At 72.7% G+C, this 22,128-nt stretch carries 22 protein-coding genes and 1 pseudogene; 14 read left to right on the top strand and 9 right to left on the bottom strand.

Features of this window, described 5'->3' with window-relative positions; genetic code table 11:
- The first annotated feature begins 11 nt into the window (after positions 1-11).
- From ribH to IE145_RS12940, 6 genes are all read left to right on the top strand, one after another.
- Positions 12-497 (top strand): 6,7-dimethyl-8-ribityllumazine synthase, encoded by a 486-nt coding sequence (gene ribH / locus IE145_RS12965; RefSeq protein ID WP_003970409.1) that lies wholly within the window; start codon positions 12-14, stop codon positions 495-497.
- Between the two features lie 35 nt (positions 498-532).
- A complete protein-coding gene (locus tag IE145_RS12960) occupies positions 533-805 on the top strand; it encodes a phosphoribosyl-ATP diphosphatase (RefSeq protein WP_032768215.1) in 273 nt (90 codons plus the stop codon).
- A gap of 50 nt (positions 806-855) precedes the next feature.
- Positions 856-1,704 carry an ATP phosphoribosyltransferase gene (hisG, locus tag IE145_RS12955; RefSeq protein WP_189521074.1) on the top strand — a complete coding sequence of 283 codons (849 nt, stop codon included), beginning with the start codon at positions 856-858 and terminating at the stop codon, positions 1,702-1,704.
- 31 nt (positions 1,705-1,735) lie between these two features.
- Complete coding sequence (locus tag IE145_RS12950; protein ID WP_189521073.1) at positions 1,736-2,206, top strand: PH domain-containing protein; 471 nt, start codon at positions 1,736-1,738, stop codon at positions 2,204-2,206.
- 193 nt (positions 2,207-2,399) lie between these two features.
- A complete protein-coding gene (locus IE145_RS12945) occupies positions 2,400-3,758 on the top strand; it encodes a hemolysin family protein (RefSeq protein ID WP_189521072.1) in 1,359 nt (452 codons plus the stop codon).
- A complete protein-coding gene (locus tag IE145_RS12940; protein WP_189521071.1) occupies positions 3,755-4,861 on the top strand; it encodes a hemolysin family protein in 1,107 nt (368 codons plus the stop codon). Before IE145_RS12945 ends, IE145_RS12940 begins: the two co-directional genes overlap by 4 nt.
- A gap of 103 nt (positions 4,862-4,964) precedes the next feature.
- On the opposite strand, the gene IE145_RS12935 is transcribed toward IE145_RS12940, so the two are convergent.
- Together IE145_RS12935 and IE145_RS12930 are read right to left on the bottom strand one after the other, a co-directional pair.
- Positions 4,965-6,869: an AAA family ATPase gene (locus IE145_RS12935; RefSeq protein ID WP_189521270.1), complete on the bottom strand. Its 1,905-nt coding sequence runs from the start codon at positions 6,867-6,869 to the stop codon at positions 4,965-4,967.
- A gap of 362 nt (positions 6,870-7,231) precedes the next feature.
- Positions 7,232-7,860, bottom strand: a pseudogene (locus IE145_RS12930) (uridine kinase family protein); the annotation flags it as partial.
- Between the two features lie 235 nt (positions 7,861-8,095).
- On the opposite strand from IE145_RS12930, the gene IE145_RS12925 reads away from it, so the two are divergent.
- Positions 8,096-9,463, top strand: a complete 1,368-nt coding sequence (locus IE145_RS12925) for a C39 family peptidase (protein WP_189521069.1) — start codon at positions 8,096-8,098, stop codon at positions 9,461-9,463.
- Between the two features lie 227 nt (positions 9,464-9,690).
- Complete coding sequence (locus IE145_RS12920; RefSeq protein ID WP_189521068.1) at positions 9,691-10,473, top strand: SAM-dependent methyltransferase; 783 nt, start codon at positions 9,691-9,693, stop codon at positions 10,471-10,473.
- Between the two features lie 101 nt (positions 10,474-10,574).
- On the opposite strand, the gene IE145_RS12915 is transcribed toward IE145_RS12920, so the two are convergent.
- Entirely contained in the window at positions 10,575-11,174 is a 600-nt protein-coding gene (locus tag IE145_RS12915; protein ID WP_189521067.1) for a DinB family protein, read from the bottom strand.
- Positions 11,175-11,454: 280 nt separating this feature from the next.
- On the opposite strand from IE145_RS12915, the gene IE145_RS12910 reads away from it, so the two are divergent.
- Positions 11,455-11,607, top strand: coding sequence for an SCO1431 family membrane protein (locus IE145_RS12910; protein WP_189521066.1), 153 nt, complete (start codon positions 11,455-11,457; stop codon positions 11,605-11,607).
- Here the strand turns inward: IE145_RS12910 and IE145_RS33740 are convergent.
- On the bottom strand, positions 11,604-11,735 hold the full coding sequence (locus tag IE145_RS33740; protein WP_268246815.1) for a hypothetical protein: 132 nt from the start codon (positions 11,733-11,735) through the stop codon (positions 11,604-11,606). The genes IE145_RS12910 and IE145_RS33740 overlap by 4 nt on opposite strands.
- 255 nt (positions 11,736-11,990) lie before the next feature.
- On the opposite strand from IE145_RS33740, the gene IE145_RS12905 reads away from it, so the two are divergent.
- Positions 11,991-13,163, top strand: a complete 1,173-nt coding sequence (locus IE145_RS12905) for an acyl-CoA dehydrogenase family protein (protein ID WP_189521065.1) — start codon at positions 11,991-11,993, stop codon at positions 13,161-13,163.
- 427 nt (positions 13,164-13,590) lie between these two features.
- Here the strand turns inward: IE145_RS12905 and IE145_RS12900 are convergent, their stop codons facing one another.
- The gene (locus IE145_RS12900; RefSeq protein WP_010070124.1) at positions 13,591-13,989 is read right to left on the bottom strand and encodes a hypothetical protein; all 399 of its coding nucleotides are present in this window, start codon (positions 13,987-13,989) and stop codon (positions 13,591-13,593) included.
- Between the two features lie 202 nt (positions 13,990-14,191).
- On the opposite strand from IE145_RS12900, the gene IE145_RS12895 reads away from it, so the two are divergent.
- The 4 genes from IE145_RS12895 to fxsA all read left to right on the top strand — a co-directional run bounded on the left by IE145_RS12895 (position 14,192) and on the right by fxsA (position 18,420).
- Complete coding sequence (locus tag IE145_RS12895; protein WP_010057405.1) at positions 14,192-14,632, top strand: Lrp/AsnC family transcriptional regulator; 441 nt, start codon at positions 14,192-14,194, stop codon at positions 14,630-14,632.
- Positions 14,633-14,756: 124 nt separating this feature from the next.
- On the top strand, positions 14,757-16,403 hold the full coding sequence (locus tag IE145_RS12890; RefSeq protein WP_189521064.1) for an amidohydrolase: 1,647 nt from the start codon (positions 14,757-14,759) through the stop codon (positions 16,401-16,403).
- A gap of 484 nt (positions 16,404-16,887) precedes the next feature.
- Positions 16,888-17,655: a polyprenol monophosphomannose synthase gene (locus tag IE145_RS12885; protein WP_189521063.1), complete on the top strand. Its 768-nt coding sequence runs from the start codon at positions 16,888-16,890 to the stop codon at positions 17,653-17,655.
- 147 nt (positions 17,656-17,802) lie between these two features.
- The gene (gene fxsA / locus IE145_RS12880) at positions 17,803-18,420 is read left to right on the top strand and encodes an FxsA family membrane protein (protein ID WP_189521062.1); all 618 of its coding nucleotides are present in this window, start codon (positions 17,803-17,805) and stop codon (positions 18,418-18,420) included.
- A gap of 93 nt (positions 18,421-18,513) precedes the next feature.
- On the opposite strand, the gene IE145_RS12875 is transcribed toward fxsA, so the two are convergent.
- The 4 genes from IE145_RS12875 to yczE form a co-directional block, all read right to left on the bottom strand.
- Positions 18,514-18,888: an RNA polymerase-binding protein RbpA gene (locus IE145_RS12875; protein WP_003959706.1), complete on the bottom strand. Its 375-nt coding sequence runs from the start codon at positions 18,886-18,888 to the stop codon at positions 18,514-18,516.
- A gap of 265 nt (positions 18,889-19,153) precedes the next feature.
- On the bottom strand, positions 19,154-20,527 hold the full coding sequence (locus IE145_RS12870) for an MFS transporter (RefSeq protein WP_189521061.1): 1,374 nt from the start codon (positions 20,525-20,527) through the stop codon (positions 19,154-19,156).
- 46 nt (positions 20,528-20,573) lie between these two features.
- A complete protein-coding gene (locus tag IE145_RS12865) occupies positions 20,574-21,335 on the bottom strand; it encodes a glycerophosphodiester phosphodiesterase family protein (protein WP_069737292.1) in 762 nt (253 codons plus the stop codon).
- Positions 21,332-22,051 carry a membrane protein YczE gene (gene yczE, locus IE145_RS12860; RefSeq protein WP_189521060.1) on the bottom strand — a complete coding sequence of 240 codons (720 nt, stop codon included), beginning with the start codon at positions 22,049-22,051 and terminating at the stop codon, positions 21,332-21,334. Before yczE ends, IE145_RS12865 begins: the two co-directional genes overlap by 4 nt.
- Positions 22,052-22,128: the final 77 nt, after the last annotated feature.

Here is a 22,128-nt window from a genome sequence, read left to right as displayed (position 1 = left end):
ACAGGAGAGACATGAGCGGCAAGGGTGCACCCGAACTGTCCGTACGCAACTGCGGCGACCTGCGCGTGGCCGTGATCGCGGCCCAGTGGCACGAGAAGGTCATGGACGGACTCGTCGACGGCGCGCTGCGCGCCCTGCACGAGCTGGGCATCGACGAGCCGACCCTGCTCCGGGTCCCCGGCTCCTTCGAGCTGCCCGTCGTCGCCAAGGTGCTCGCAGGACGCGGCTACGACGCGATCGTCGCCCTCGGCGTGGTCATCCGCGGCGGCACCCCCCACTTCGAGTACGTCTCCCAGGGCGTCACCCTCGGCCTCACCCAGGTCACCGTCGACACCGGTGTTCCCGTCGGCTTCGGCGTACTGACCTGTGACACCGAGGAGCAGGCCCTCGACCGGGCCGGCCTCGAAGGGTCCAACGAGGACAAGGGGCACGAAGCGGTCACCGCGGCGGTCGCCACCGCCGCCACGCTGCGGACCGTCAGCGAACCCTGGCGCTGAGTGCCCTCCGGGGACCCCGTATTCTGAGGACCATCATGGCCAACAAAACCTTCGAAGAGCTCTTCGCCGAGCTCCAGCTCAAGGCCGCCGAGGGCGACCCCGCGACCTCCCGCACCGCCGAACTGGTGGACAAGGGCGTCCATGCCATCGGCAAGAAGGTCGTCGAGGAGGCCGCCGAGGTCTGGATGGCCGCCGAGTACGAGGGCAAGGAAGCCGCCGCCGAGGAGATCTCGCAGCTGCTGTACCACGTCCAGGTGATGATGGTCGCCCGCGGGATCTCGCTCGACGACGTCTACGCCCATCTCTGAGCACACCCCGCCCGTCCCACCACCCCTTCGCTCAAAGGAAACCTGACCTCATGCTGCGCATCGCCGTCCCCAACAAGGGTGCAATCTCCGGGCCTGCGATGGCGATGCTCCATGAGGCGGGCTACCGGCAGCGCAAGGAGTCGAAGGAACTGGTCCTCGTCGACCCGGCGAACGAGGTCGAGTTCTTCTACCTGCGGCCGCGCGACATCGCGATCTACGTCAGCTCCGGCAAGCTGGACATCGGCATCACCGGGCGCGACCTGCTGCTGGACTCCGGGGCGGACGCCGAGGAGATCCTCCAGCTCGGCTTCGCCCGCTCCACCTTCCGCTACGCCACGAAGCCCGGCACGGCCGCCGGCCCCAAGGACTTCGCCGGCATGACGATCGCCACGTCCTACGAGGGCATCGTGGCGAAGCACCTGGCCGACGAGGGCGTCGACGCCTCCGTCGTGCACCTCGACGGCGCGGTCGAGACGGCCATCGAGCTCGGCGTCGCCCAGATCATCGCCGACGTCGTCGAGACCGGCACCAGCATGCGCAACGCGGGCCTCGAAATCATCGGCGAGCCGATCATGCGGTCGGAGGCCGTGGTGATCCGCCGCACCGGCGCCCCCGCCGACGACCCCAAGGTGCAGCAGTTCCTCCGCCGCCTCCAGGGCGTCCTGGTCGCCCGGTCCTACGTGATGATGGACTACGACTGCCGCGTCGAGCACCTGGAGCGCGCCGTCGCCCTCACCCCGGGCCTGGAGTCGCCGACCATCTCCCCGCTGCACCACGAGGGCTGGGTCGCCGTCCGCTCCATGGTCGCGGCCAAGGAGGCCCAGCGGATCATGGACGACCTGTACGAGCTCGGCGCCCGCGCCATCCTCACCACGGCCATCCACGCCTGCCGCCTCTGACGGATCCGCCCGCACCCCGAGAGAAGCCCCGATGTCCGCGCCCAGGCCCGAACTCCCCACCCTGCCGGTCACCTTCCGGCCCACCCTCACCCGGGTGGTCCTGCTGAGCGTGGGCCTGGCGATGTTCCTCGTCATCACCGTCGTCGCGCTGATGCTGGAGCGGCTCAACGCGGGGGAGCGGGCCAGCTTCGTCTTCGTCGCGGCGCTGTTCTTCGGCGTCCTGGCGCTGCTGAGCAGGCCCAAGATCGCGGCCGACGACACCGGGGTCACCGTCGTCAACCTCACCCGGACCCGCAGGCTGGCCTGGGAGGAGATCCTCCGCGTCAACCTGCGCTCCGGCGACCCCTGGGTCTTCCTCGACCTCAGCGACGGCACCAGCCTGCCCGCCCTCGGCATCCAGCCCGGCCTGGCCAAGCAGCAGGCCATCCGCGACGCCCGCGCCCTGCGGTCCCTCGCCGAGGCGCGCGGCGCAGGCGGCGACGACACTCCCACCGGCGGCTGAGCCGCCGCCCGGCACGGGGCCTTCTTGTCTACTCTGGTGGGCGGCGGCGCCCCGTGCGCCCCGCCCCGCCCGTACCACGGCCCCGCCCCGGGCCCGCGGGGTTCTTCCTGCGACCCAAGGAGTGACTCCCTCCAGCAATGGACGGATCGTCCGGTAGTACCCGCGCCGCCCCTTCCCCGGAGGCGGCGGCCTCATGACCACCCCCCTGCTGCTCCTCGCGGCGGCCTTCCTCCTCATCCTCGCCAACGGCTTCTTCGTGGCGGCCGAATTCGGGCTCGTCACCGTGGACCGGCCCGACGCCGAACGCGCCGCCGCCGAGGGCGACCGGCGGGCCCGCACCGTCGTCCGCGCCCTGCGTGAACTCTCCTTCCAGCTCTCCGGCACCCAGCTCGGCATCACCATCACCTCCCTGGTCGTGGGCATGCTCGCCGAACCGGCCCTCGCCCAACTGCTCGCCGGGCCCCTCACCGCCACCGGACTGCCCGCGGGGGCGGTGCCCGGTGTCGCCGTCGTCGTCGGGATGCTGCTGGCCTCCGCCGTCCAGATGGTCGTCGGCGAACTCGTACCGAAGAACTGGGCGGTCTCCCGGCCGCTCCAGGTGGCCCGCTTCGTCGCCGGACCCCAGGCCCGCTTCGCGGCCCTCCTGCGACCGGTCATCACCCTCCTCAACGCCCTGGCGAACCGGCTGGTCCGCCTCCTGGGCGTCGAGCCCACCGACGAACTGGCCTCCGCCCGCACCCCGGGCGAACTGGTCTCCCTCGCCCGGCACTCCGCCGAGGCCGGGGCCCTGGAACAGGACACCGCCGACCTCTTCGTGCGGACGCTCTCGCTGGCCGGTCTCACCGCCCAGCACGTCATGACCCCCCGGGTGAAGGTCAGCGCCCTGCACTCCTCCGCCACCGCCGAGGACGTCCTCAACCTGACCCGCGCCACCGGCCTCTCCCGCTTCCCGGTCTACCGGGACCGCATCGACGAGGTCATCGGCATGGTCCACCTCAAGGACGCCCTCGCCGTCCCCGCCCACGAGCGCCTGCGCACCCCGGCCGGCCGGATCGCCGTCGCCCCGCTCCTGGTGCCCGGCACCCTGCCGGTGGAACAGCTGCTGCGGCGGCTGCGCCACGAGCAGCCGATAGCCGTGGTCGTCGACGAGTACGGCGGCACCGCCGGCGTCGTCACCCTGGAGGACATCATCGAGGAGCTCGTCGGCGAGGTCCGCGACGAGCACGACGCCGAAGGGGACGCCCGCCCCGAGCTGACCGCCGTCACCGGCGAGGACGGCCGCCCCGCGTGGGACGCCGAGGGCAGCTGCCGGGTCCACACCCTGCGCCGCGGCGGCCTGGACGTCCCCGACGGACCGTACGAGACCGTCGCCGGGCTCGTCGCGGAACTCCTGGGCCGCATCCCCGCCCCCGGCGACCGCGCCGAACTCCCCGGCTGGCGGATCACCGTCCGCCAGGTCGGCCACAACCGCGCCGAACGCGTCCGGTTCGCCCGGACGTCCGGCCCGCCGCCGGAGACGGCCGCACCGGGTCTGCTGGAGGCCGCGCGATGAGCCTGCTCCAACTCCTCCTCGCCGCCCTCCTCGTGCTGGCGAACGGCTTCTTCGTCGGCGCGGAGTTCGCCCTCGTCTCCGTCCGCCGCAGCCAGATCGAACCGCTGGCCGCGCAGGGGTCGGGCCGGGCCCGCACCGTCCTGCACGGCCTGGAGAACCTGCCGCAGATGATGGCCGCCGCCCAGTTCGGCATCACCGTCTGCTCCCTCACCCTCGGAGCCGTCGCCGAGCCGACCGTCGCCCACCTCCTGGAGCCGGTCTTCCACGCGGCGCACGTCCCCGACGGTCTCGTCCACCCCCTCGGCTTCGCCCTCGCGCTGCTGACCGTGGTCGTCCTGCACCTGGTCATCGGCGAGATGGTCCCGAAGAACCTCGCGATGGCGGCGCCCGAGCGGACCGCGCTGTGGCTCAGCCCCGGCCTGGTCGCCTTCGCCCGGCTCTGCCGGCCGGTCACCACCGCGCTCGGCGCCTGCGCCGGTCTGGTGCTGCGGCTCTTCGGCGTCGAGCCGAAGGACGAGGTGGAGGCCGTCTTCACCAGTCAGCAGCTCAACCGGCTGGTCGAGGACTCCGGACAGGCCGGCCTCCTCGGTCCGGAGGCCGCGGAACGCCTGGAGGACGCCCTCGAACTGGGCAGCAGGCCCGTCGCCGACGTCCTGCTGGAACGGGCGTCCCTGGTCACCGTCGATCCGTCGGTCACCCCGCGCCGGATCGAGGAGCTGACGGTACGCACCGGCTTCTCCCGCTTCCCCGTCTGCGCGGAGGACGGCGGCCCCTTCATGGGCTACCTCCACGTCAAGGACGTCCTGGAGCTGGAGGACCCCGACCGGGCGGTCCCGCGGCAGGTCTGGCGCCCGATGGCGACCGTACGGGCCGAACTCCCGCTGGACGACGCCCTGACCGTGATGCGCCGCGCCGCGACGCACCTCGCCCAGGTCGCCGACGGATCGGGCCGGGTCCTCGGCCTGGTCGCCATGGAGGACGTCCTGGAGACGCTGGTGGGGGAGGTACGCGACCCGGCCCACCGGGTGGTGTCCGTGCCCCGCCGCACGGTGGACGTCCCCAGGACACCGGGGCGGCCGCCGTCCGGGGCCCTGGTGCGCTGAACCGGCGGTACGGGGCCGGGGCCGGGGCCGGCGGTGTGAGGCCGGGCCTGAGTATGGGCCGGGGAATGGGCCGGGCCGGGGCGTCGGCTTCCCCGGCCCGGCCTCACACCGCCCCCGGCTCCTGCTTGCCCCGGCCCACCGGACCGCGCCCCGACAGCACCTCGCCGTAGGCCTGCATCAGGTCGGCCAGCCGCAGCGTCGACAGATCCTCCCGGGTCAGCTCGCCCGCGTAGCCGGACAGCCGCAGATCGCGGTACGCGCAGCTCTTCTCGTACAGCGTCCGCAGGAAACGGCCGTTGCCCAGCTCGTCGATCCACCCCTGGTCCACCACATGGCCGCTGATGGAGCGCAGCTCGTCCACCGCCTCCTCGTCCCACACGTCGTCGTTCTCGGCGGCCAGGACACTGCCGATCGCGGTGAGTTCGAGCGGCCGGTAGCTGGGGAAGTCGACCCGGCTGGTGAACCGGGAGGAGAGTCCGGGATTGGTGGCGAGCAGCCGGTCCATGCCCTCCGGGTACCCCGCGAGGATGACGACGAGATGGTCCCGGTTGTCCTCGGCCCGCTTGAGGAGCACCTGGAGCGCCTCGTCGCCGTACGCGTCGCCCTTGCTGTAACCGGAGTTGGCCAGGCTGTACGCCTCGTCGACGAACAGCACCCCGCCGAGCGCCGAATCGATCAGCTCGTTCGCCTTCACCGCCGTCTGGCCCAGGAACTCCCCGACCAGATCCGATCGTTGGGCCTCGACCAGATGATCGCCACCGAGCAGCCCGAGGGCGTAGAAGATCCGGCCCAGGATGCGGGCCACCGTGGTCTTGCCGGTGCCGGAGGGCCCGGAGAAGACGAAGTGGCGCTTCGGCGGCTGCACGGGCAGCCCCTGCTCGGCCCGCAGCCGGGCCATGTTCAACTGCGCCGAGACCGCCTTGACCTGCCGCTTCACCGGCTCCAGGCCGACCATCCGCTCCAGCTGCGCCAGCGCCTCGGCCAGCAGAACGGGATCGCTCGGCCCGGCCGGGAAGGGCGGCGGCCTGCGGGTCTTGGTGCGCCTGGCCCCCTCGACCGGGGCCGACGGGCCGGCGGCTGGCTCGTCGCCGAGCAGCCCCGCCTCGCCCACCGGCCAGGACTCGCGCCCGTCCACCAGATCGGTGCCGAGCAACGCGTCGCCCTCCGGCTGTGCCTCCGCCCCCGCGCTCCCCGAACCGAAACCGGTCAGGGACACGGCGGCCAGATCCGCCGACTCGTCGAACCCGTCGCCCTCCACGAGCGCGGCCAGCCGGGCCGAGGTGTCCATGAACGCCGGATCCACCCGGTGCACCGCCCGGTACAGCGGCAGGGCGGCGGCGCTCCGGCCCGTACCCTCGTGGGCCCGCGCCAGCCAGTAGCGCAGCTCCTTGCGCTGCGGCTGCTCGCTGCGACAGCGCATCAACGCGGCCGACAGCAGCGGCTCCGCCTGCCCGAACATCTCCAGCCGCACCCGGGCCATCCCGCCGAACAGACCCGCCTCGATGCCCAGCATCGGATCGTCGACGAGCTGCTCGGTGCAGCGCACCAACTGCTCCCAGTCCTTGACCAGATACGAGCGGCAGGCGTGGAGGAAGCGCACCTGCGGGTCCGCGTCCACGGGCGGCAGCCCGGCCAGTGCCCGGTCCAGCTCGGGCACATGGCGTCCGTCCAGCCAGTGCGAGGCGTGCGCCAGCAGCAGATCGCGCGGGCTCTCCAGCACCGGCTGCACCCACCAGCCCAGCCAGTACCAGGAGTTGAGCGTACGACGGTGACGGGCGCGCTGTTCGCCGAAGCGGTCGCGGTGCCGGTACATGCGCAACAGGGCCGTGGTGGTGTCGATGCGCAGCGCGTGGAGGCCGAGCCAGCCGTCCGCCATGCCGGGATCGAACCGCACCGCGGCTCTGAACTCCTCCTCGGCCTGCGGGTAGGCGCCCATCGTGTAGGCGTCCAGGCCACGCAGCCAGGCGAGGTCGGCGGGGGCTCCAGCGCCCTGTGTGCCGATGTCCATCAGGTCCCCCACAAACCGTGCCCCCAGGATGTCCCGCCCGCACAGCATGCCCACCTGAGCGTGCTGAATCACGGCGTGGAGGAAGGGAATTGACCACAACGAGGTGCATCGTACCCGCGCACGTGGGGCGGGACCGCTCAATGATCGACCCTCAGGAGTGGTCACCGAGGGTGAGGGCATCGCTCTGTGTAGTCGTCGGAGCGGTGCCAGGAGCACAGGGCGAAGCCCCCGATCACGGGGGAACAACCGGGGGCTTCGCGTCTGTGGGGGCTCCGAAAAGCCGCACAATGAGAACGTAAGACCAGTAAGGCCCCTCGGTCAAGCGGAGTTGGGGCACTTCCGGGCCGATTTCCGACTGCTCGGTATGGCGGGGCGCCCTGGCTACGGTATGTGACGTTCCGGTTCACTCTCTCGCTGTCGTACGAGGCCCCGGCAGCCACGCGTACCCCTCGGGCAACTGGCGTACCAGAGTGTCGGCGTACGGCCGGGACGGGTCCTCGGCGAAATGCCGTTCCTCGGCGCGTGTCCACCCGTCCCAGAACCCGGTGAGCCCGGCCCCGTCCCGGCTTCGGCCCCGCTCCCAGGACGTCTCCCGGTCCAGCTCCATCCAGCACAGCGCCGCCAGCCACGGCCGCACCGCCCGACGGCCCGCGCCGACCCCCTCCACCAGCACCACCGGGGCCGGCTCCAGGGTCCGGGCCGGCCCGAAGCGGCGCTCTGTCCAGTCGTACGGGGCATAGGAGGCGCGCTCGCCGCGCGAGAGCGGCAGGAGCACCTGCTCCCGCAGCCTTCCCGTCCAGCCGAACAGCTCCTCGTGCGTGGCGAGATCGTCCAAGTGGAGGACCGTGGCACCGCCCAGCGCCGCCGCGAGGCGGGCCGCGAAGGTGCTCTTGCCCGAACCGGCGTGCCCGTCGACCGCGACGAGCCGGACCGGCCCGCAGGAGGGGGGCAGTGCGGCGAGGTCATCGGCGTGGCGGGCCAGGTCGTCCATGGTGCCAGGGTACGTTCCGGCACGCGGGCGCCGGGGAACCGTCGCAGGTCATGCCAGTGGTCCAGACCGATATTGGTTCGGCGGCGGCTGCCGAACCGCTGGCCCGATCCGCCCCGGAACCGGGATAGTTGGCGAACCGCACGGCACCCGAACCGCACCGGACCGCACGGCACCCGAACCGCACACCGCACGGCATCCGCAGACCACCTTCCGCATCCGACCGGGGGTCACGACCATGACCAGTCCGACTTCGCGCAGAACCGTTCTGACCGCCGCGCTCGCCGCCGCGGCGAGCGCGGGCACGGTGGCCTCCTCCGCCGCGCCCGCGTCCGCCGCCCCGTCCTCGCCCGCGGGCTCCTCCGCACCCCCGGCGGCCCTCGTGGACAACCGCTTCTGGCACACCTGCACCGACTGGCGCTGCGGCACCGGCGACGGCACCCGGATCCTCCCCGGCGTCCGCCCCGGCCTGGTGATCGCCGCCCCGGCCGGCCGCACCGACCACACCGACCCGCACACCGGTGAGACGGCCGCCTGGGACTACGCCACCTGGACCTCGCCCGTCCACCGCTGTGCCGTCCCGGCCACCGAGGTGATCGCCTCCTGGAACGCCCGTACGCCGGCCGGCACCTGGATCCAGGTCGAGCTGAGCGGCCGGTACGCCGACGGCACCGCGACCCCCTGGTTCGTGATGGGCCGCTGGGCGGCGGGCGACGGCGACATCCGCCGTACCTCCGTCGACGACCAGGGCGACCCGCACAGCTCCGTGTGGACGGACACCCTCGCGGTGGACGACCCGGCGAGCGGTGTCCGCCTCGTCTCCTTCCGGCTGCGGCTGACGCTGTACCGCGCCCCGGGCAGCCGGCTCACTCCGACCGTGTGGCGGGTCGGCGCGATGGCCTCGGACGTGCCCGACCGCTTCACCGTGCCCGAGACCGCCCCCGGGCCCGCCCGCGAACTGCCCGTGCCCCGCTACTCGCAGAACATCCACATCGGGCAGTACCCCGAGTACGACAACGGCGGCGAGGCATGGTGCAGCCCCACCTCGTCGCAGATGATCATCGAGTACTGGGGCCGGAAGCCCACCGCGGAGGACCTCGCCTGGGTCAAGCCCGGCCTGCCCGACCCCCAGGTCTGCCACGCGGCCCGCAACACCTACGACTACCAGTACGGGGGCTGCGGCAACTGGCCGTTCAACGCCGCCTACGCCGCCACGTACCGCGACATGAACGCCGTCGTCACCCGGCTCGGGTCGCTCACCGACGTGGAGCGGCTGGTCCGCGCCGGAATCCCCGTCATCACCTCCCAGTCCTTCCTCAAGGAAGAGCTGACCGGCGCCGGATACGGCACGTCGGGCCATCTGATGACGGTCATCGGTTTCACCCCCGAGGGGGATGTCGTCGCGAACGACCCGGCGTCACCCGACAACGACGCGGTACGCCGGGTCTACCGCAGGCGCGAATTCGAGAACATCTGGCTCAGGACCAAGCGCTACGACGCCGAGGGCAAGGTCAGGAGCGGGACGGGCGGCGTCTGCTACGTGTACTGGCCCGACCGGCCGACGCCTTCCCGGCAGCGGGTCCTGCGGTCGCTCGGGCTGCTGTGAGACGGGCGGCCCACCGGTCGTCCCCATGACGACCGGGTCGGTCGCCCGCCGGGGCCCCCGGATCGCCTGCGCGCGGCCGTCTTCACCCGTGGCGACCGGCCGGCGTCGGGGTGGCTCGGAGCATACGCGGCGCCGCGGGCCCGACCGGGCGGCCGCGGTCGGACCGGATGTGAGCAAAGCGCCCCCGGTGTACCGGAGTTGCCGGAGGGGCGCGCTAAGTTGAACGCGTGACCGACATCGAATCGCGCATCGACACCACCCGGCCGCACACCGCCCGGATATGGAACTACTGGACCGGCGGCAAGGACAACTATCCGGTCGACCGGGCGGCCGGTGACGAGATCCGGGCGCTGCACCCCGGGATCGGCGATTACGCGAAGGCGGACCGCTTGTTCCTGGGGCGGGCGGTGCGCCATCTGGCCGAGCAGGAGGGCATCACGCAGTTCCTGGACATCGGGACGGGGCTGCCCAGCGCCGACAACACCCACGAAGTAGCCCAGCGCGTGGCCCCCGACGCCCGGGTCGTGTACGTGGACAACGACCCGCTCGTTCTGGCGCACGCCCAGGCGCTGCTGGTCGGGACGCACGAGGGGCGCATCGACTACCTGGACGCCGATCTGCGCGACGTCGACGGCATCCTGGCCGCGGCGGCGAAGACGCTCGACCTCTCGCAGCCGGTGGCGCTGATGCTGCTCGGCGTCGTCATCTTCATCGAGGACGACGAGCAGTCGTACGCGATCGTGCGCCGGCTCATGGACGCGCTCGCGCCCGGCAGCCACCTCGTCCTCTCCCACACGGTCACCCATGCCGACATGCCGGACGTCGACGAGGCGGTGGCGTTCTGGAACGAGCACGGCACCCCGAAGCTCACGCAGCGCACCCCGGACGCCGTCGCGCGCTACTTCGACGGCCTGGAGCTGCTGGAGCCCGGGGTGGTGTCGTGCTCCGCGTGGCGGGCCCCGACGCCCACGCCGGACGTCGCGATGTACGCGGGCGTCGGCCGCAAGTGACGGCCCGCTCCCGGGCCGGCGTTCCCCGCCGCCGTCCCCGGGAGCCTCACCCCGTCACCGTCAGGTGGGAAGAGCCCGGGCCGACACCGGTGCTCGACGGCTCAGCCCCCGTGCCGCTCCCCGGCCTCCAGCGCGGCCCGCTCCAGCCGGTCCCGGTGGCCTTCCCAGTACGTCGCGTCGCCCGGCGGGATGCTGGTGTTGCCCTGGTTCATCCCGACGGCGCCGTCGATGAGTTCGCGCAGGATGTCCGCGTGCCCGGCGTGCCGGTGCGTATCGCCGGTCACGCGGACGACGGCGTGGAGCAGCGTCACGTCGTCGCGGCCGGCCGGCCACCAGGGCACCCGGCCGACCGTGTCCAGCTCCAGTGCGTCGAGCGTCGCGTCCGCGTGCGCCCACGCCCGCCGGTAGAGGCCCACGATCTGCTCGCGCGACTCCTCGGCGGTGGCCCACATGTCCGCGTTGGCCTCGGCGCCCTCCGCGACCCAGGGCAGCGCCTCACCGGACGGCCGCCCGAAGGTGTCGCCGAGGTAGCCGAGTTCGACGCTCGCCACATGCTTGACCAGGCCCAGCAGATTGGTGCCGGTGGGCGTGAGCGGGCGGCGGACGTCGTACTCCGAGAGCCCGTCGAGCTTCCAGAGCAGGGCGTTACGGGCGTTCTGCAGGTAGAGGCGGAGGATGTCCTTGGGGGCTGATTCATTCATGGGCGCAGCATGTCGTGCGCCCCGACCGGGCGCACCGGGATTTCGGGCCGGGATCGCGGGGCGGCACGCTGTGGCGTCGCCCACAGTGGACCCGGGCCCGCGCGCCCGGCCCCGGCGGCCTTTTCCTTGCGGTGGCGGGGGAACGGCGGCTCCCCGGGCCGGCCGGGGCGCTCCGGGCCGTGACCGGGATCTCGTTCTGCCCGGGCCCGGGCGCTGGCACGCTGGTCGGGTCACCAGGGGGCGGGGCCCCTGCCACAGCCTGACGAAGAGCGAGACGCCCATGACCGCGACCACCGCCGCTGCTCACGCCCACCACGCCCGCCGGGCCCGTACCGGTGGCCCCGAGGACGGCTCGAAGCTGATGGAGCACATCGCCGGCTGGGCCTTCGTCGTCGTGTTCGCGATGCTGGTCACCCGGCTCGGCCTGCTCTAGGCGTGGTGACCCGCAGGCCAGTCGATCGCCTTGATCAGCTCGCCGTTCGCCGAGTCACCACTCAGCTCCCGGAAGAACGCGCCGCCGAGGCCGGGGAACCCGTAGGAGGACTGGACCAGTTGGGTCAATGGTTCGGACCAGCACACTGATCGTTCCCGTCCTCTTCACGCCTCCGACCTGGCCTTTGCCCCCGTGACGTAAGACGTCCGATCGGGCATACTCAACCCGCCACAGCCGATGACCGTGCCGCCCGTGACCCGGGAGGGCAGGATCGGCTGCGCAGTCTGTTTTTCCCGGGTCACTTCCGGGAGATCACCCGGCGGCGCCTCTCCCACCCCGAGCGCGCGACCGCCGCAACGCCCGACAGGGAGGAGAGCGCCGTCATGTCCGACCGTGCCCCGCAGCCGGTGGAACGCCGTCTGCCCACCGAGGAGTCCCGGCAGCTCGTCGCGCTCGTCCGCGACATCGTGTCCAAGGAGATCGCTCCCCGGGCGGCGGAGGAGGAGGAAGCGGGCGTCTTCCCCCGCGAGGTCTTCACCCTGCTGTCCGAGGCCGGACTGCTCGGACTGCCGTACGGCTCCGACCACGGCGGCGGCGACCAGCCCTACGAGGTCTACCTCCAGGTCCTGGAGGAACTGGCCGCCGCCCGGCTCACCGTGGGACTCGGCGTCAGCGTCCACTCCCTCGCCTGCCACGCACTGGCCGGATACGGCACCGACGAGCAGCGGGCCGCCCACCTCCCGGCGATGCTCTCCGGCGGTCTGCTGGGCGCCTACTGCCTCTCCGAGCCCGCCTCCGGCTCCGACGCGGCCTCGCTGCGCACCAAGGCCGTACGGGACGGGGACGACTGGGTCATCACCGGGACCAAGGCGTGGATCACCCACGGCGGGGTGGCGGACTTCTGCACCGTGCTGGCCAGGACCGGTGTCGAGGGCGCCCGGGGCATCACGGCCTTCCTCGTCCCCGGCGATGCCGAGGGGCTGAACGCCGCCCTCCCCGAGAAGAAGATGGGGATGAAGGGCTCGCCCACCGCCCAGCTCCACTTCGACGGCGTACGGGTCGGCGACGACCGGCGCATCGGCGAGGAGGGCCAGGGCTTCGCCATCGCCCTGTCCGCCCTCGACTCCGGGCGGCTCGGCATCGCCGCGTGCGCCGTCGGGGTCGCCCAGGCCGCCCTGGACGAGGCCGTCCGCTACGCCACCGACCGGCGCCAGTTCGGCCGCCCCATCGCGGACTTCCAGGGGCTGCGGTTCATGCTCGCCGACATGGCCACCCAGATCGAGGCCGGCCGGGCGCTGTACCTGGAGGCGGCACGGCTGCGGGACGCGGGGGAGCCCTTCTCCCGGCAGGCCGCGATGGCCAAGCTGTTCTGCACGGACGCGGCCATGCGGGTGACCACCGACGCCGTCCAGGTGCTCGGCGGATACGGCTACACGCTCGACTTCCCGGTCGAACGGCTGATGCGCGAGGCGAAGGTGCTCCAGATCGTGGAGGGCACCAATCAGATCCAGCGCATGGTCATCGCCCGCCACCTCGCGGGTCCCGAGACGCGCTGAACCGCAGCGGTCCATCGGGCCATGCGGGCAGGGCCGCGGCCTGGCTCCACTCCGGGTCGCGGTGCCCGGGCACGGTTCTGCCGGCGCTCTCCCACTGTCTGAGCAGAGCGCTGTAGATCGGCGGGTCCACGGGCGTGCCCATGGGTGAGTCCCCGGTGGAGCGGGGCAGTGGCTGTGCGGGTGTTCCCGGCTGCGGAACCGATTCTTCGGGGGTGGGAGCGGCGAGCCGGCGGCGACCCGAACCGACTGGTGAATGCAGCGTGGTCATACGGGGCCAACGCCGCGGGGCGGGCCGGGGTCACTGTCCCGCCGATTCGAGCGCGCGTTCGCGGGTTCCCATGCGCCGGGCCGGCGAGCGGCGGACGCGGGGCCGCGGGCACCACGGCGGCGGTCCGTCGTGGTGCTGGGCGGGCGTACGGGGTGCGGGTCAGGCGGCCTCGCGCCGCATCCGCGGCACCCGCAGCGGACGGGAGCCGGGGCCTCCGGCGTGCGAGAAGGGCTGCATCCGCCAGTCGAGGCCCTGGGGCAGCGTCAGCAGCAGCCCGGCCTCCTGTTCCTGGAGCTCCAGCGTCTCGTCCGCCGGCCGGGCGTCACTCGCGCCGCGGCCGGTGCCGGCGCAGACGGTGAGCACGAAGGGATTCCACGGCGTGGGGCACCGGGCGTGCTCCGGCAGGACGTCCTCGTCGGCCAGCAGTGCGATGGGCTGGGCGCAGTCCGGGCAGATCACCCGGACCATCTCGAACATGTCGTACGCGTCGGCGGTACCGTCGTCGTCCGGATCGACAGGCTCCGGTTCGGTACGTTCGGTGAGCTTCAGGCTCTGCACGGGAATTCCCCCCTCGGGTGGGTCGACAAGGCGACACGGCCTCGACCACAGCAAGCACTTCCCGCCGCGCGTGGCCGGTAACCGCGAGGCGGCCCGTTACCGACCCGTGAGCCTGTGGCGTTCGTCACATGCCGCCCGCAGGTGCCGTTCCGTGACCCGCGCGACTGTGCCGAGCGGTGCTCGGGGCCATAGGTTGATCCGCATGGAGGAGCTGGACCGTCAGATCGTTGAGTTGCTCGTCAAGGACGGGCGGATGAGCTACACCGACCTGGGCAAGGCCACGGGCCTGTCCACCTCGGCGGTTCATCAGCGTGTCCGCAGGCTGGAGCAGCGCGGGGTGATCCGCGGCTATGCCGCGGTCGTCGACCCCGAGGCCGTCGGGCTGCCCCTCACCGCGTTCATCTCGGTGAAACCGTTCGACCCGAGCGCCCCCGACGACATCGCCGAACGGCTCGCCGGGGTGCCCGAACTGGAGGCCTGCCACAGCGTCGCCGGGGACGAGAACTACATCCTCAAAGTGCGGGTGGCGACCCCGCTGGAGCTGGAGCACCTGCTCACCCGGATCCGTACGCTCGCCGGTGTGTCCACCCGGACCACCGTCGTCCTCTCCACCCCGTACGAGGCCCGGCCCCCGCGGATCTGAGGCCGGGAACCCCGGGCCCGGGCCCCTCGCGAGGGGCGGGCATCCGTGGACCCGGGCGCGGGTCTACGCCCCGTGGGAGGGGGCCGCGGTCCGGGCGGCCGCCGCCAGGCGCGAGACTGGTCCCATGAGTCAGAGCACCGCCCCCCAGAGCACTCCCGACCACCGCACCGTGCTGTTGCGCGGCGGGGACGTCCACAGCCCCGCCGACCCGTTCGCCACCGCGATGGTCGTCGAACGCGGGCATGTCGCCTGGGTGGGTTCCGAAGGAGCCGCCGACGCCTTCGCGAGCGGCGTGGACGAGGTGGTCGACCTCGAAGGCGCCCTGGTCACCCCGGCGTTCACCGACGCCCATGTGCACACGACCGCCACCGGCCTGGCCCTGACCGGACTCGACCTCTCCGGTGCCCGCACCCTGTCCGAGGCGCTCGGCCTCGTCCGCGCGTTCGGCCGGGGCCGCGCCCCCGGGGACGTCCTGCTCGGACACGGCTGGGACGCCGCCCGCTGGCCCGAGCGGCGTCACCCCTCGCGCGCCGAGCTCGACGAGGCGGCCGGCGGCCGGGCCCTCTACCTGCCGCGCATCGACGTGCACTCCGCGGTCGTCACGACGGCCCTGCTGGACCTCGTCCCCGGCGTCACCGCGATGACGGGGTATCACCCGGACGGGCCGCTGACCGGCGACGCCCACCACGCGGTGCGGGCGGCCGCCCACAACGCGCTCCCGGCCGCCCAGCGCGCCGCCGCCCAGCGCGCCGCCCTCGACCACGCCGCCTCCCTCGGCATCGGCAGCGTCCACGAGTGCGGCGGACCCGAGATCTCCGACGAGGAGGACTTCACCGCCCTCCTCGCCCTGGCCGCCGAACGGCCCGGCCCGCGCGTCTTCGGCCTCTGGGCCGAGGAGATCGCGGACGAGAAGGACGCCCGTCGCATCCGCGAACTCGGCGCGATCGGCGCGGCCGGAGACCTGTTCGTCGACGGCTCCCTCGGCTCGCACACCGCCTGCCTGCACCAGCCCTACACGGACGCCCCGCACACCGGCACCGCACACCTGGACGCCGCCCGGATCGCCGCCCATGTCACCGCCTGCACCGAGGCGGGCCTCCAGGCGGGCTTCCACGCCATCGGCGACGGAGCGGTCACCGCGGTGGTGGACGGGGTCAGGGCCGCCGCCCGGGCGCTCGGCCTCGACCGGATCCGGGCCGCCCGGCACCGCGTCGAGCACGCCGAGATGCTCACCCCCGAGACGATCGCCGCCTTCGCCGAGCTGGGCCTCACCGCCTCCGTCCAGCCCGCCTTCGACGCCGCCTGGGGCGGACCGGACGGGATGTACGCCGAACGCCTCGGCGCGGAGCGGGCCGCCACCCTCAACCCGTACGCCGCGCTGCTGCGCGCCGGAGTGCCGCTCGCCTTCGGCTCCGACAGCCCCGTCACCCCGCTGGACCCCTGGGGCACCGTGCGCGCCGCCGCCCACCACCGCACCCCGGAGCACCGGGTCTCGGTCCGCGCCGGGTTCACCGCCCACACCCGGGGCGGCTGGCGCGCCATCGGCCGCGACGACGCGGGTCTCCTGGTGCCCGGCGCCCCGGCCGACTACGCCGTCTGGCGGACCGCCGAACTGCTGGTCCAGGCCCCCGACGACCGGGTCGCCCGCTGGTCCACCGACCCCCGGTCCGGCACGCCCGGTCTGCCGGACCTGACGCCCGGCGCCGACCTCCCCGTCTGCCTGCGGACCGTGGTCCTCGGACAAACGGTCTACGTGCGACCGAACGAGTGACGTCGGGACATTTCGTACCGCCGATCGATGGCCCGATCGCCGGTCCGCGACCTGCGACCCTTCGGCACTGACCAGGCCATTTCGGCAAAAGTCGCAGGTCGCACGGCTGTTGACAGAAAGCGCCCACGGGCCGGTAGGTTCGGCCGGGTCCACCACAGGACGTCCGACCGGTTAAACCTCCACGCAGTCGTCGAACGCCGCTGGGTCATGAGGCGGTGTGCCGCACCGGCGCACCACCGCTGACAGCCAGGTTCAGCGCCCGCGCCTCGGGGGCGAGGGAAGGATTCAGCCGGACGGAGGGTGGGACCCGGGTGGGGCCCGGACGTTCAGTAGACAACGGCTTTCGGTCGACCCGCAGCCAGCGGGTCCCAGGTCGGCCCGAAGGGCGCCGGGCCCCGATCCGCAGTTCCACCGCGGGGGCGCGACCTTCCGGCCGGTGCGCTGGATATGGTGTCCCCCTGTGTACGGACTCTAAGGGGCAGTAGTGAACGACGGCGGTCAGAGGCAGTTCGGCCCGCTCGGCAAGGTGCTGGTGATCATCCCGACCTACAACGAGGTCGAGAACATCAAGCCGATCGTCGACCGGGTGCGCGCCGCCGTCCCGGACGCCGACATCCTGGTGGCCGACGACAACAGCCCCGACGGCACCGGCAAGGCGGCCGACGCGATCGCTGCCGCCGACGACCAGGTCCATGTTCTGCACCGAAAGGGCAAGGAAGGGCTCGGCGCCGCCTACCTCGCGGGCTTCGCCTGGGGCTCCGAGCACGGCTACGGCGTCCTCGTCGAGATGGACGCCGACGGCTCCCACCAGCCCGAGGAGCTGCCCCGGCTGCTCACCGCGCTCAAGGGCGCCGACCTGGTGCTGGGATCCCGCTGGGTGCCCGGCGGCCGGGTGGTCAACTGGCCCAAGAGCCGCGAGGTCATCTCGCGCGGCGGCAGCCTCTACTCCCGGCTCGCCCTCGGCCTCTCCGTCCGGGACGTCACCGGCGGCTACCGCGCCTTCCGCACCGAGACGCTGAACGGACTCGGGCTCGGCGAGGTCGCCTCGCAGGGCTACTGCTTCCAGGTGGACCTCGCCCGCCGCGCGGTGGACGCGGGCTACCACGTGGTCGAGGTCCCCATCACCTTCGTCGACCGGGAGGTCGGCGACTCCAAGATGAGCCGGGACATCCTCGTCGAGGCGCTCTGGCGGGTCACCGGCTGGGGCATCACCTCCCGCGCCAACAAGGTCCTGGGCCGCAAGACCCTCTGACCCCCCGGCCGCGCCCCGCCCCCCAGGTCCTGCGGCCGAGGACGGAGCCGGGAAGGCGGGGCCGGGACTGCTCCCGGGGCCGTCGGCCGGTCGCTTCATGATCACCCCCTTACGCCGCTTGCACGCCGGTACGGGCACACTGGGGGCATGACGACCGGCACTCCGCCCCCGACCCGTCCCCGGCGCTCACGCGCCCGTAGATTCCTGCCGCCGGCTCTGGCCGCCTGGCTGGTCCTGGAGATCTGGCTCCTGACCCTGGTCGCCTCGGCCGCGGGCGGCCTCGTGGTCCTGCTGATCCTGGTGGCCGGGGCCGCGCTCGGCGCCGTGGTCATCAAGAGCGCCGGCCGGCGCGCCTTCAGGAACCTCACCGAGACCCTCCAGCAGATGCCGGGACAGCCCGGCGCCCCCGCCACACCGCCGACGCCCCCCGCCGACGGCAAGGGCTCCCGGGGCAACGGTCTGCTGATGCTGGGCGGGCTGCTGCTCCTGATCCCCGGACTGATCTCGGACGCGGCCGGGCTGCTCCTGCTGGTGCCGCCGGTGCGCACCATGATCAGCCGTTACGCGGAACGCTCGCTGGAACGCCGGATGCGGGCGGCGACGCCCGGCAGCCTCGGAGACGCGTTCCAGCAGGCCCGGATGCACCGCCCGGACGGGAAGGTCGTCCAGGGCGAGGTCATCCGCGACGACGGCCCCCGGACGTCCGGCGGATCCGACGACGACCCCCGGGGCCCTCAGGACCGGCGCCCGCCCCTCACGCCCTGAGGGGCCGCACGCACAAGAGCCGCGGGCCGTGACACACGTTCTGTGTCACGGCCCGCGGCTCTTGGTGCTGTGCTGCTGTGCGGTGTTACGCGGTCAGGCAGACTTCCTGCTGTCCCGCGGGTGCACGGCGATGTTCATGGCTCCGGAACGGAGAACCGCCAGCCTCTCGGCCAGCACCTCTTCCAGCTCCTCGCGGGTGCGCCGCTCCATGAGCATGTCCCAGTGCGTGCGCGCCGGCTTGCCCTTCTTCTCTTCGGGGCCGTCCCCGTCCACCAGGAGTGCCTGGGCGCCGCACGCCTTGCACTCCCACTCCGGCGGAATCTCTGCTTCTACCGAGAACGGCATCTCGAATCGATGTCCGTTCTGGCATGCGTACTCCACCGCCTGGCGCGGGGCCAGATCGATGCCGCGGTCCGTCTCGTAGCTGGTAACCACAAGTCGCGTGCCGCGGAGAGCTCGCTCACTCATGAATCGTGCCTCCCGGGCTTGTCGCCCACAGGACAAAATGTCGCTGTCGTCGTCATCCGGTCAACGTCCGGTCGGCGGTAAAGATTCCCGTTGCGGGTCATACGTCGCCCGTCGTGCCGCTGCTTTATCTGGGTTGAGTACCCGCCCATGCCCGGTTTGTCACCTCTGGTGGATGTTGTCACCCAACGGTAGAGCCGCTTCCACTGGCAGTAACGGTCCTCCGGGCAGGCCAAAGACGTATACTACCGGCCTTTGACTTCAACGTCTAAATCCGGTCCGGCACGGGGTTCCCCGCAGCCTCCACCGCACGCCTCACCGGGACCCGCGCGAGCAGCACCGCGCCGAGGGCGAAGAACGCCACCAGCGAGATGATCGCGTCCCGGTAGCTGCCGGTCAGCTGGTACGCCAGGCCGAACACCAGGGGCCCCAGCCAGCTCAGCCCGCGATCGCTCATCTCGTACGCGGAGAAGTACTCCGCCTCCTTGCCGCGCGGCACCAGGTGCGAGAACAGCGACCGGGACAGCGCCTGGCTCCCGCCCAGCACCAGGCCGATCGCCGCCGCCAGGACGAAGAAGAACACCGGCGCGTCGGCCGGCAGCAGATAGGCGGAGAGCAGGATCAGGGTCCACACGATCAGCGACCCCAGGATCGTGCGCTTCGCGCCGTACGTCCGGGCGAGCCGCCCCATGCCGAGCGCCCCCGCCACCGCCAGGATCTGTACCAGCAGCACGGCGACGATCAGCGTCGTCTGGTCCAGGCCCAGCTCCTCGGAGCCGTACAGCGAGGCCTGCGAGATCACCGTCTGGATCCCGTCGTTGTACACGAGGTAGGCCAGCAGGAAGGAGAGCGTGAGCGGGTGGCGCCGCATGTCGCGCAGGGTGGCCCGCAGCTGCTTCCAGCCGGAGCCGACCGCCCCCTCGCCGTCCGGCCTCACCCGCCGGTCGCGCAGCCGGCGCAGCGGTACGAGCGTGAACGCGCCCCACCACACACCGGCCGAGGCCAGGCAGATCCGCACCGCGTCGGACTCCGAGAGCCCGAAGGAGTCGTGACCGGTGTAGAGGATCAGGTTGAGGACCAGGACGAGGGCCCCCGAGGTGTAGCCGAAGGCCCAGCCGCGCGAGGAGACCGCGTCGCGCTCCTCCGGCTCGGAGATCTGCGGCAGATAGGCGTTGTACAGCACCATCGACACCGAGATCGAGGCGTTCGCCACGATCAGCAGGAACGCCCCCAGCAGATAGCGGTGGCCGTCCAGGAAGAACATCCCGGCCGTCGCCGCCGCCCCGGTGTACGCGGCCGCCGCCAGCAGCGGCTTCTTGCGCCCCGTACGGTCCGCCGCCGCACCCACGACCGGCATCAGGACCACGGCCACCACGATGGACGCCGAGACGGAGTACGCGAACAGCGAGCCCGCCCGCACGGGTATGCCCAGCGGGTGCACGAAACCGTCCGGGTCCGCCGCGGCCCTGGCGACCGACGTCAGATACGGACCGAGGAAGACGGTCAGCACGCTGGTGGAGTAGACGGAGCACGCGAAGTCGTAGAAGTACCAGCCCTGCTGCTCACGCTTGCGGGCGGCGGCCGTCGCGCCGCCCGGCGGCCGCCCCGACGGCTCGGCCTTCCCCGCTGTCCCCGTGTTCATCCCGCGTCCCCTCGCTCGTCCCCGGTGGACGTGGACGGACCGGGCGTCAGGACCAGGCCCCCCGCTCGCTCAGCACCGTACGCAGCGTCTCGATGTGATCGGTCATGATGCCATCCACCCCGAGGTCCAGGAGCGCCGCCATCCGCTCCGGTTCGTTCACCGTCCAGACGTGCACCTGGAGTCCCAGCGCGTGGGCGGTCCGGACGAAGCGGGCGTCCACCACCGGGACGGCGCCCTGCCGCTCGGGGACCTGCGCGCACACCGCGCCCGCGCGCAGCGCCGCCGGGATCCCGTACGAACGCAGGCGCAGCGCCAGGACGCCCCGCACCCCGTACGACGTGGCCAGCCGGGGCCCCGCCAGGCGGTGCGCCCGGGCCACCCGGGCCTCCGAGAAGGAGCCGACACAGATCCGGTCCCAGGCGCCGGTCCGGCGGATCAGGCCGAGCAGCGGCTCCAGCGCCGATTCGGCCTTCAGGTCCACGTTCCAGCGGGCCTCGGGGAACTCCTCCAGCAGCTCCTCGAAGAGCGGGAGCGGTTCGCTGCCCCCGACCCGGGCCCGGCTCACCTCGCCCCAGGGGAGGTCGGCGATCCGGCCCCGGGCGTCGGTGACGCGGTCCAGCGTCGGGTCGTGGAAGGCGACCAGCCGGCCGTCCGCCGTGGTGTGCACATCGGTCTCGAAGTAGCGGTAGCCCGCGTCCGATGCCCGGCGGAAGGCGGTCACGGTGTTCTCCACGCCGTCCGCCGCCCCGCCGCGGTGGGCGAAGGCGATCGGCGTCGGGTGGTCCAGATAGGGGTGGCTCGGATTCACTGCGGCAGTATGGCCTGCCCGGACGTCGGAGCGGCAACGGGCCCGGAACCGGCGGCCGGCGCGGGGGTGGACGGCTCGCCCGGGGCGACGGCGACACCCGGTCCGGAAACCTCGGGGAGCGCGAACAGTCGCAGGAACAGCTGGGCCAGCGGGCCGATGGCCAGCGCGTACAGCACCGTGCCCGCCCCCAGCGAACCGCCCAGCAGGAAGCCGGTCACCACGACCGCCACCTCGATCGCCGTACGGACCAGCCGGATCGAGCGGCCGGTGATGTGGTGCAGCCCGGTCATCAGGCCGTCCCGGGGGCCGGGGCCGAACCGGGCCGCGATGTACAGCCCGGTCGCCACGCCGTTGAGGACGATGCCGAGCACCAGCACCGGGATGCGGACGCCGAGCGCGTCCAGGTCGCCGACCACCGCGAGCGTCCCATCCATCGCCAGCCCCACCACGAAGACGTTCGAGACGGTGCCGAGCCCCGGCCGCTGGCGCAGCGGGATCCACAGCAGCAGCACCACCGCGCCCACGATGATCGACACCACGCCGATCGAGATCCCGGTCAGCTCCGCGAGGCCCTGGTGCAGCACACCCCACGGCTCCAGACCCAGCCCCGCACGCACCAGGAGCGCAGAACTCGCCCCGTACAGCGCCAGACCCACGTACAGCTGGACCAGCCGCCGCGTGAGACGAGTGGTGCTCCGGTCGGTGGTCCTGGCCACGTCGTGCCCCCTGATGTAGTGGTGGTGGACTGCTTTGTGCCACCCTGTGGCAGGGGATCGGCCACCAACTATGGCCA

Source organism: Streptomyces sindenensis (assembly GCF_014649035.1).
Classification (GTDB): domain Bacteria; phylum Actinomycetota; class Actinomycetes; order Streptomycetales; family Streptomycetaceae; genus Streptomyces; species Streptomyces sindenensis.
Note: the sequence above shows the minus strand (reverse complement) of the source record. Positions and strands in the feature narration are given on the sequence as shown.

Excerpts from the sequence above, each read along its gene's own strand:
- ribH (WP_003970409.1), top strand. The coding sequence starts at position 12 with ATGAGCGGCAAGGGTGCACCCGAACTGTCCGTACGCAACTGCGGCGAC.
- IE145_RS12960 (WP_032768215.1), top strand. The coding sequence starts at position 533 with ATGGCCAACAAAACCTTCGAAGAGCTCTTCGCCGAGCTCCAGCTCAAG.
- hisG (WP_189521074.1), top strand. The coding sequence starts at position 856 with ATGCTGCGCATCGCCGTCCCCAACAAGGGTGCAATCTCCGGGCCTGCG.
- IE145_RS12950 (WP_189521073.1), top strand. The coding sequence starts at position 1,736 with ATGTCCGCGCCCAGGCCCGAACTCCCCACCCTGCCGGTCACCTTCCGG.
- IE145_RS12945 (WP_189521072.1), top strand. The coding sequence starts at position 2,400 with ATGACCACCCCCCTGCTGCTCCTCGCGGCGGCCTTCCTCCTCATCCTC.
- IE145_RS12940 (WP_189521071.1), top strand. The coding sequence starts at position 3,755 with ATGAGCCTGCTCCAACTCCTCCTCGCCGCCCTCCTCGTGCTGGCGAAC.
- IE145_RS12935 (WP_189521270.1), bottom strand. The coding sequence starts at position 6,869 with ATGGACATCGGCACACAGGGCGCTGGAGCCCCCGCCGACCTCGCCTGG.
- IE145_RS12925 (WP_189521069.1), top strand. The coding sequence starts at position 8,096 with ATGACCAGTCCGACTTCGCGCAGAACCGTTCTGACCGCCGCGCTCGCC.
- IE145_RS12915 (WP_189521067.1), bottom strand. The coding sequence starts at position 11,174 with ATGAATGAATCAGCCCCCAAGGACATCCTCCGCCTCTACCTGCAGAAC.
- IE145_RS12910 (WP_189521066.1), top strand. The coding sequence starts at position 11,455 with ATGACCGCGACCACCGCCGCTGCTCACGCCCACCACGCCCGCCGGGCC.
- IE145_RS12905 (WP_189521065.1), top strand. The coding sequence starts at position 11,991 with ATGTCCGACCGTGCCCCGCAGCCGGTGGAACGCCGTCTGCCCACCGAG.
- IE145_RS12895 (WP_010057405.1), top strand. The coding sequence starts at position 14,192 with ATGGAGGAGCTGGACCGTCAGATCGTTGAGTTGCTCGTCAAGGACGGG.
- IE145_RS12890 (WP_189521064.1), top strand. The coding sequence starts at position 14,757 with ATGAGTCAGAGCACCGCCCCCCAGAGCACTCCCGACCACCGCACCGTG.
- fxsA (WP_189521062.1), top strand. The coding sequence starts at position 17,803 with ATGACGACCGGCACTCCGCCCCCGACCCGTCCCCGGCGCTCACGCGCC.
- IE145_RS12875 (WP_003959706.1), bottom strand. The coding sequence starts at position 18,888 with ATGAGTGAGCGAGCTCTCCGCGGCACGCGACTTGTGGTTACCAGCTAC.
- IE145_RS12870 (WP_189521061.1), bottom strand. The coding sequence starts at position 20,527 with ATGAACACGGGGACAGCGGGGAAGGCCGAGCCGTCGGGGCGGCCGCCG.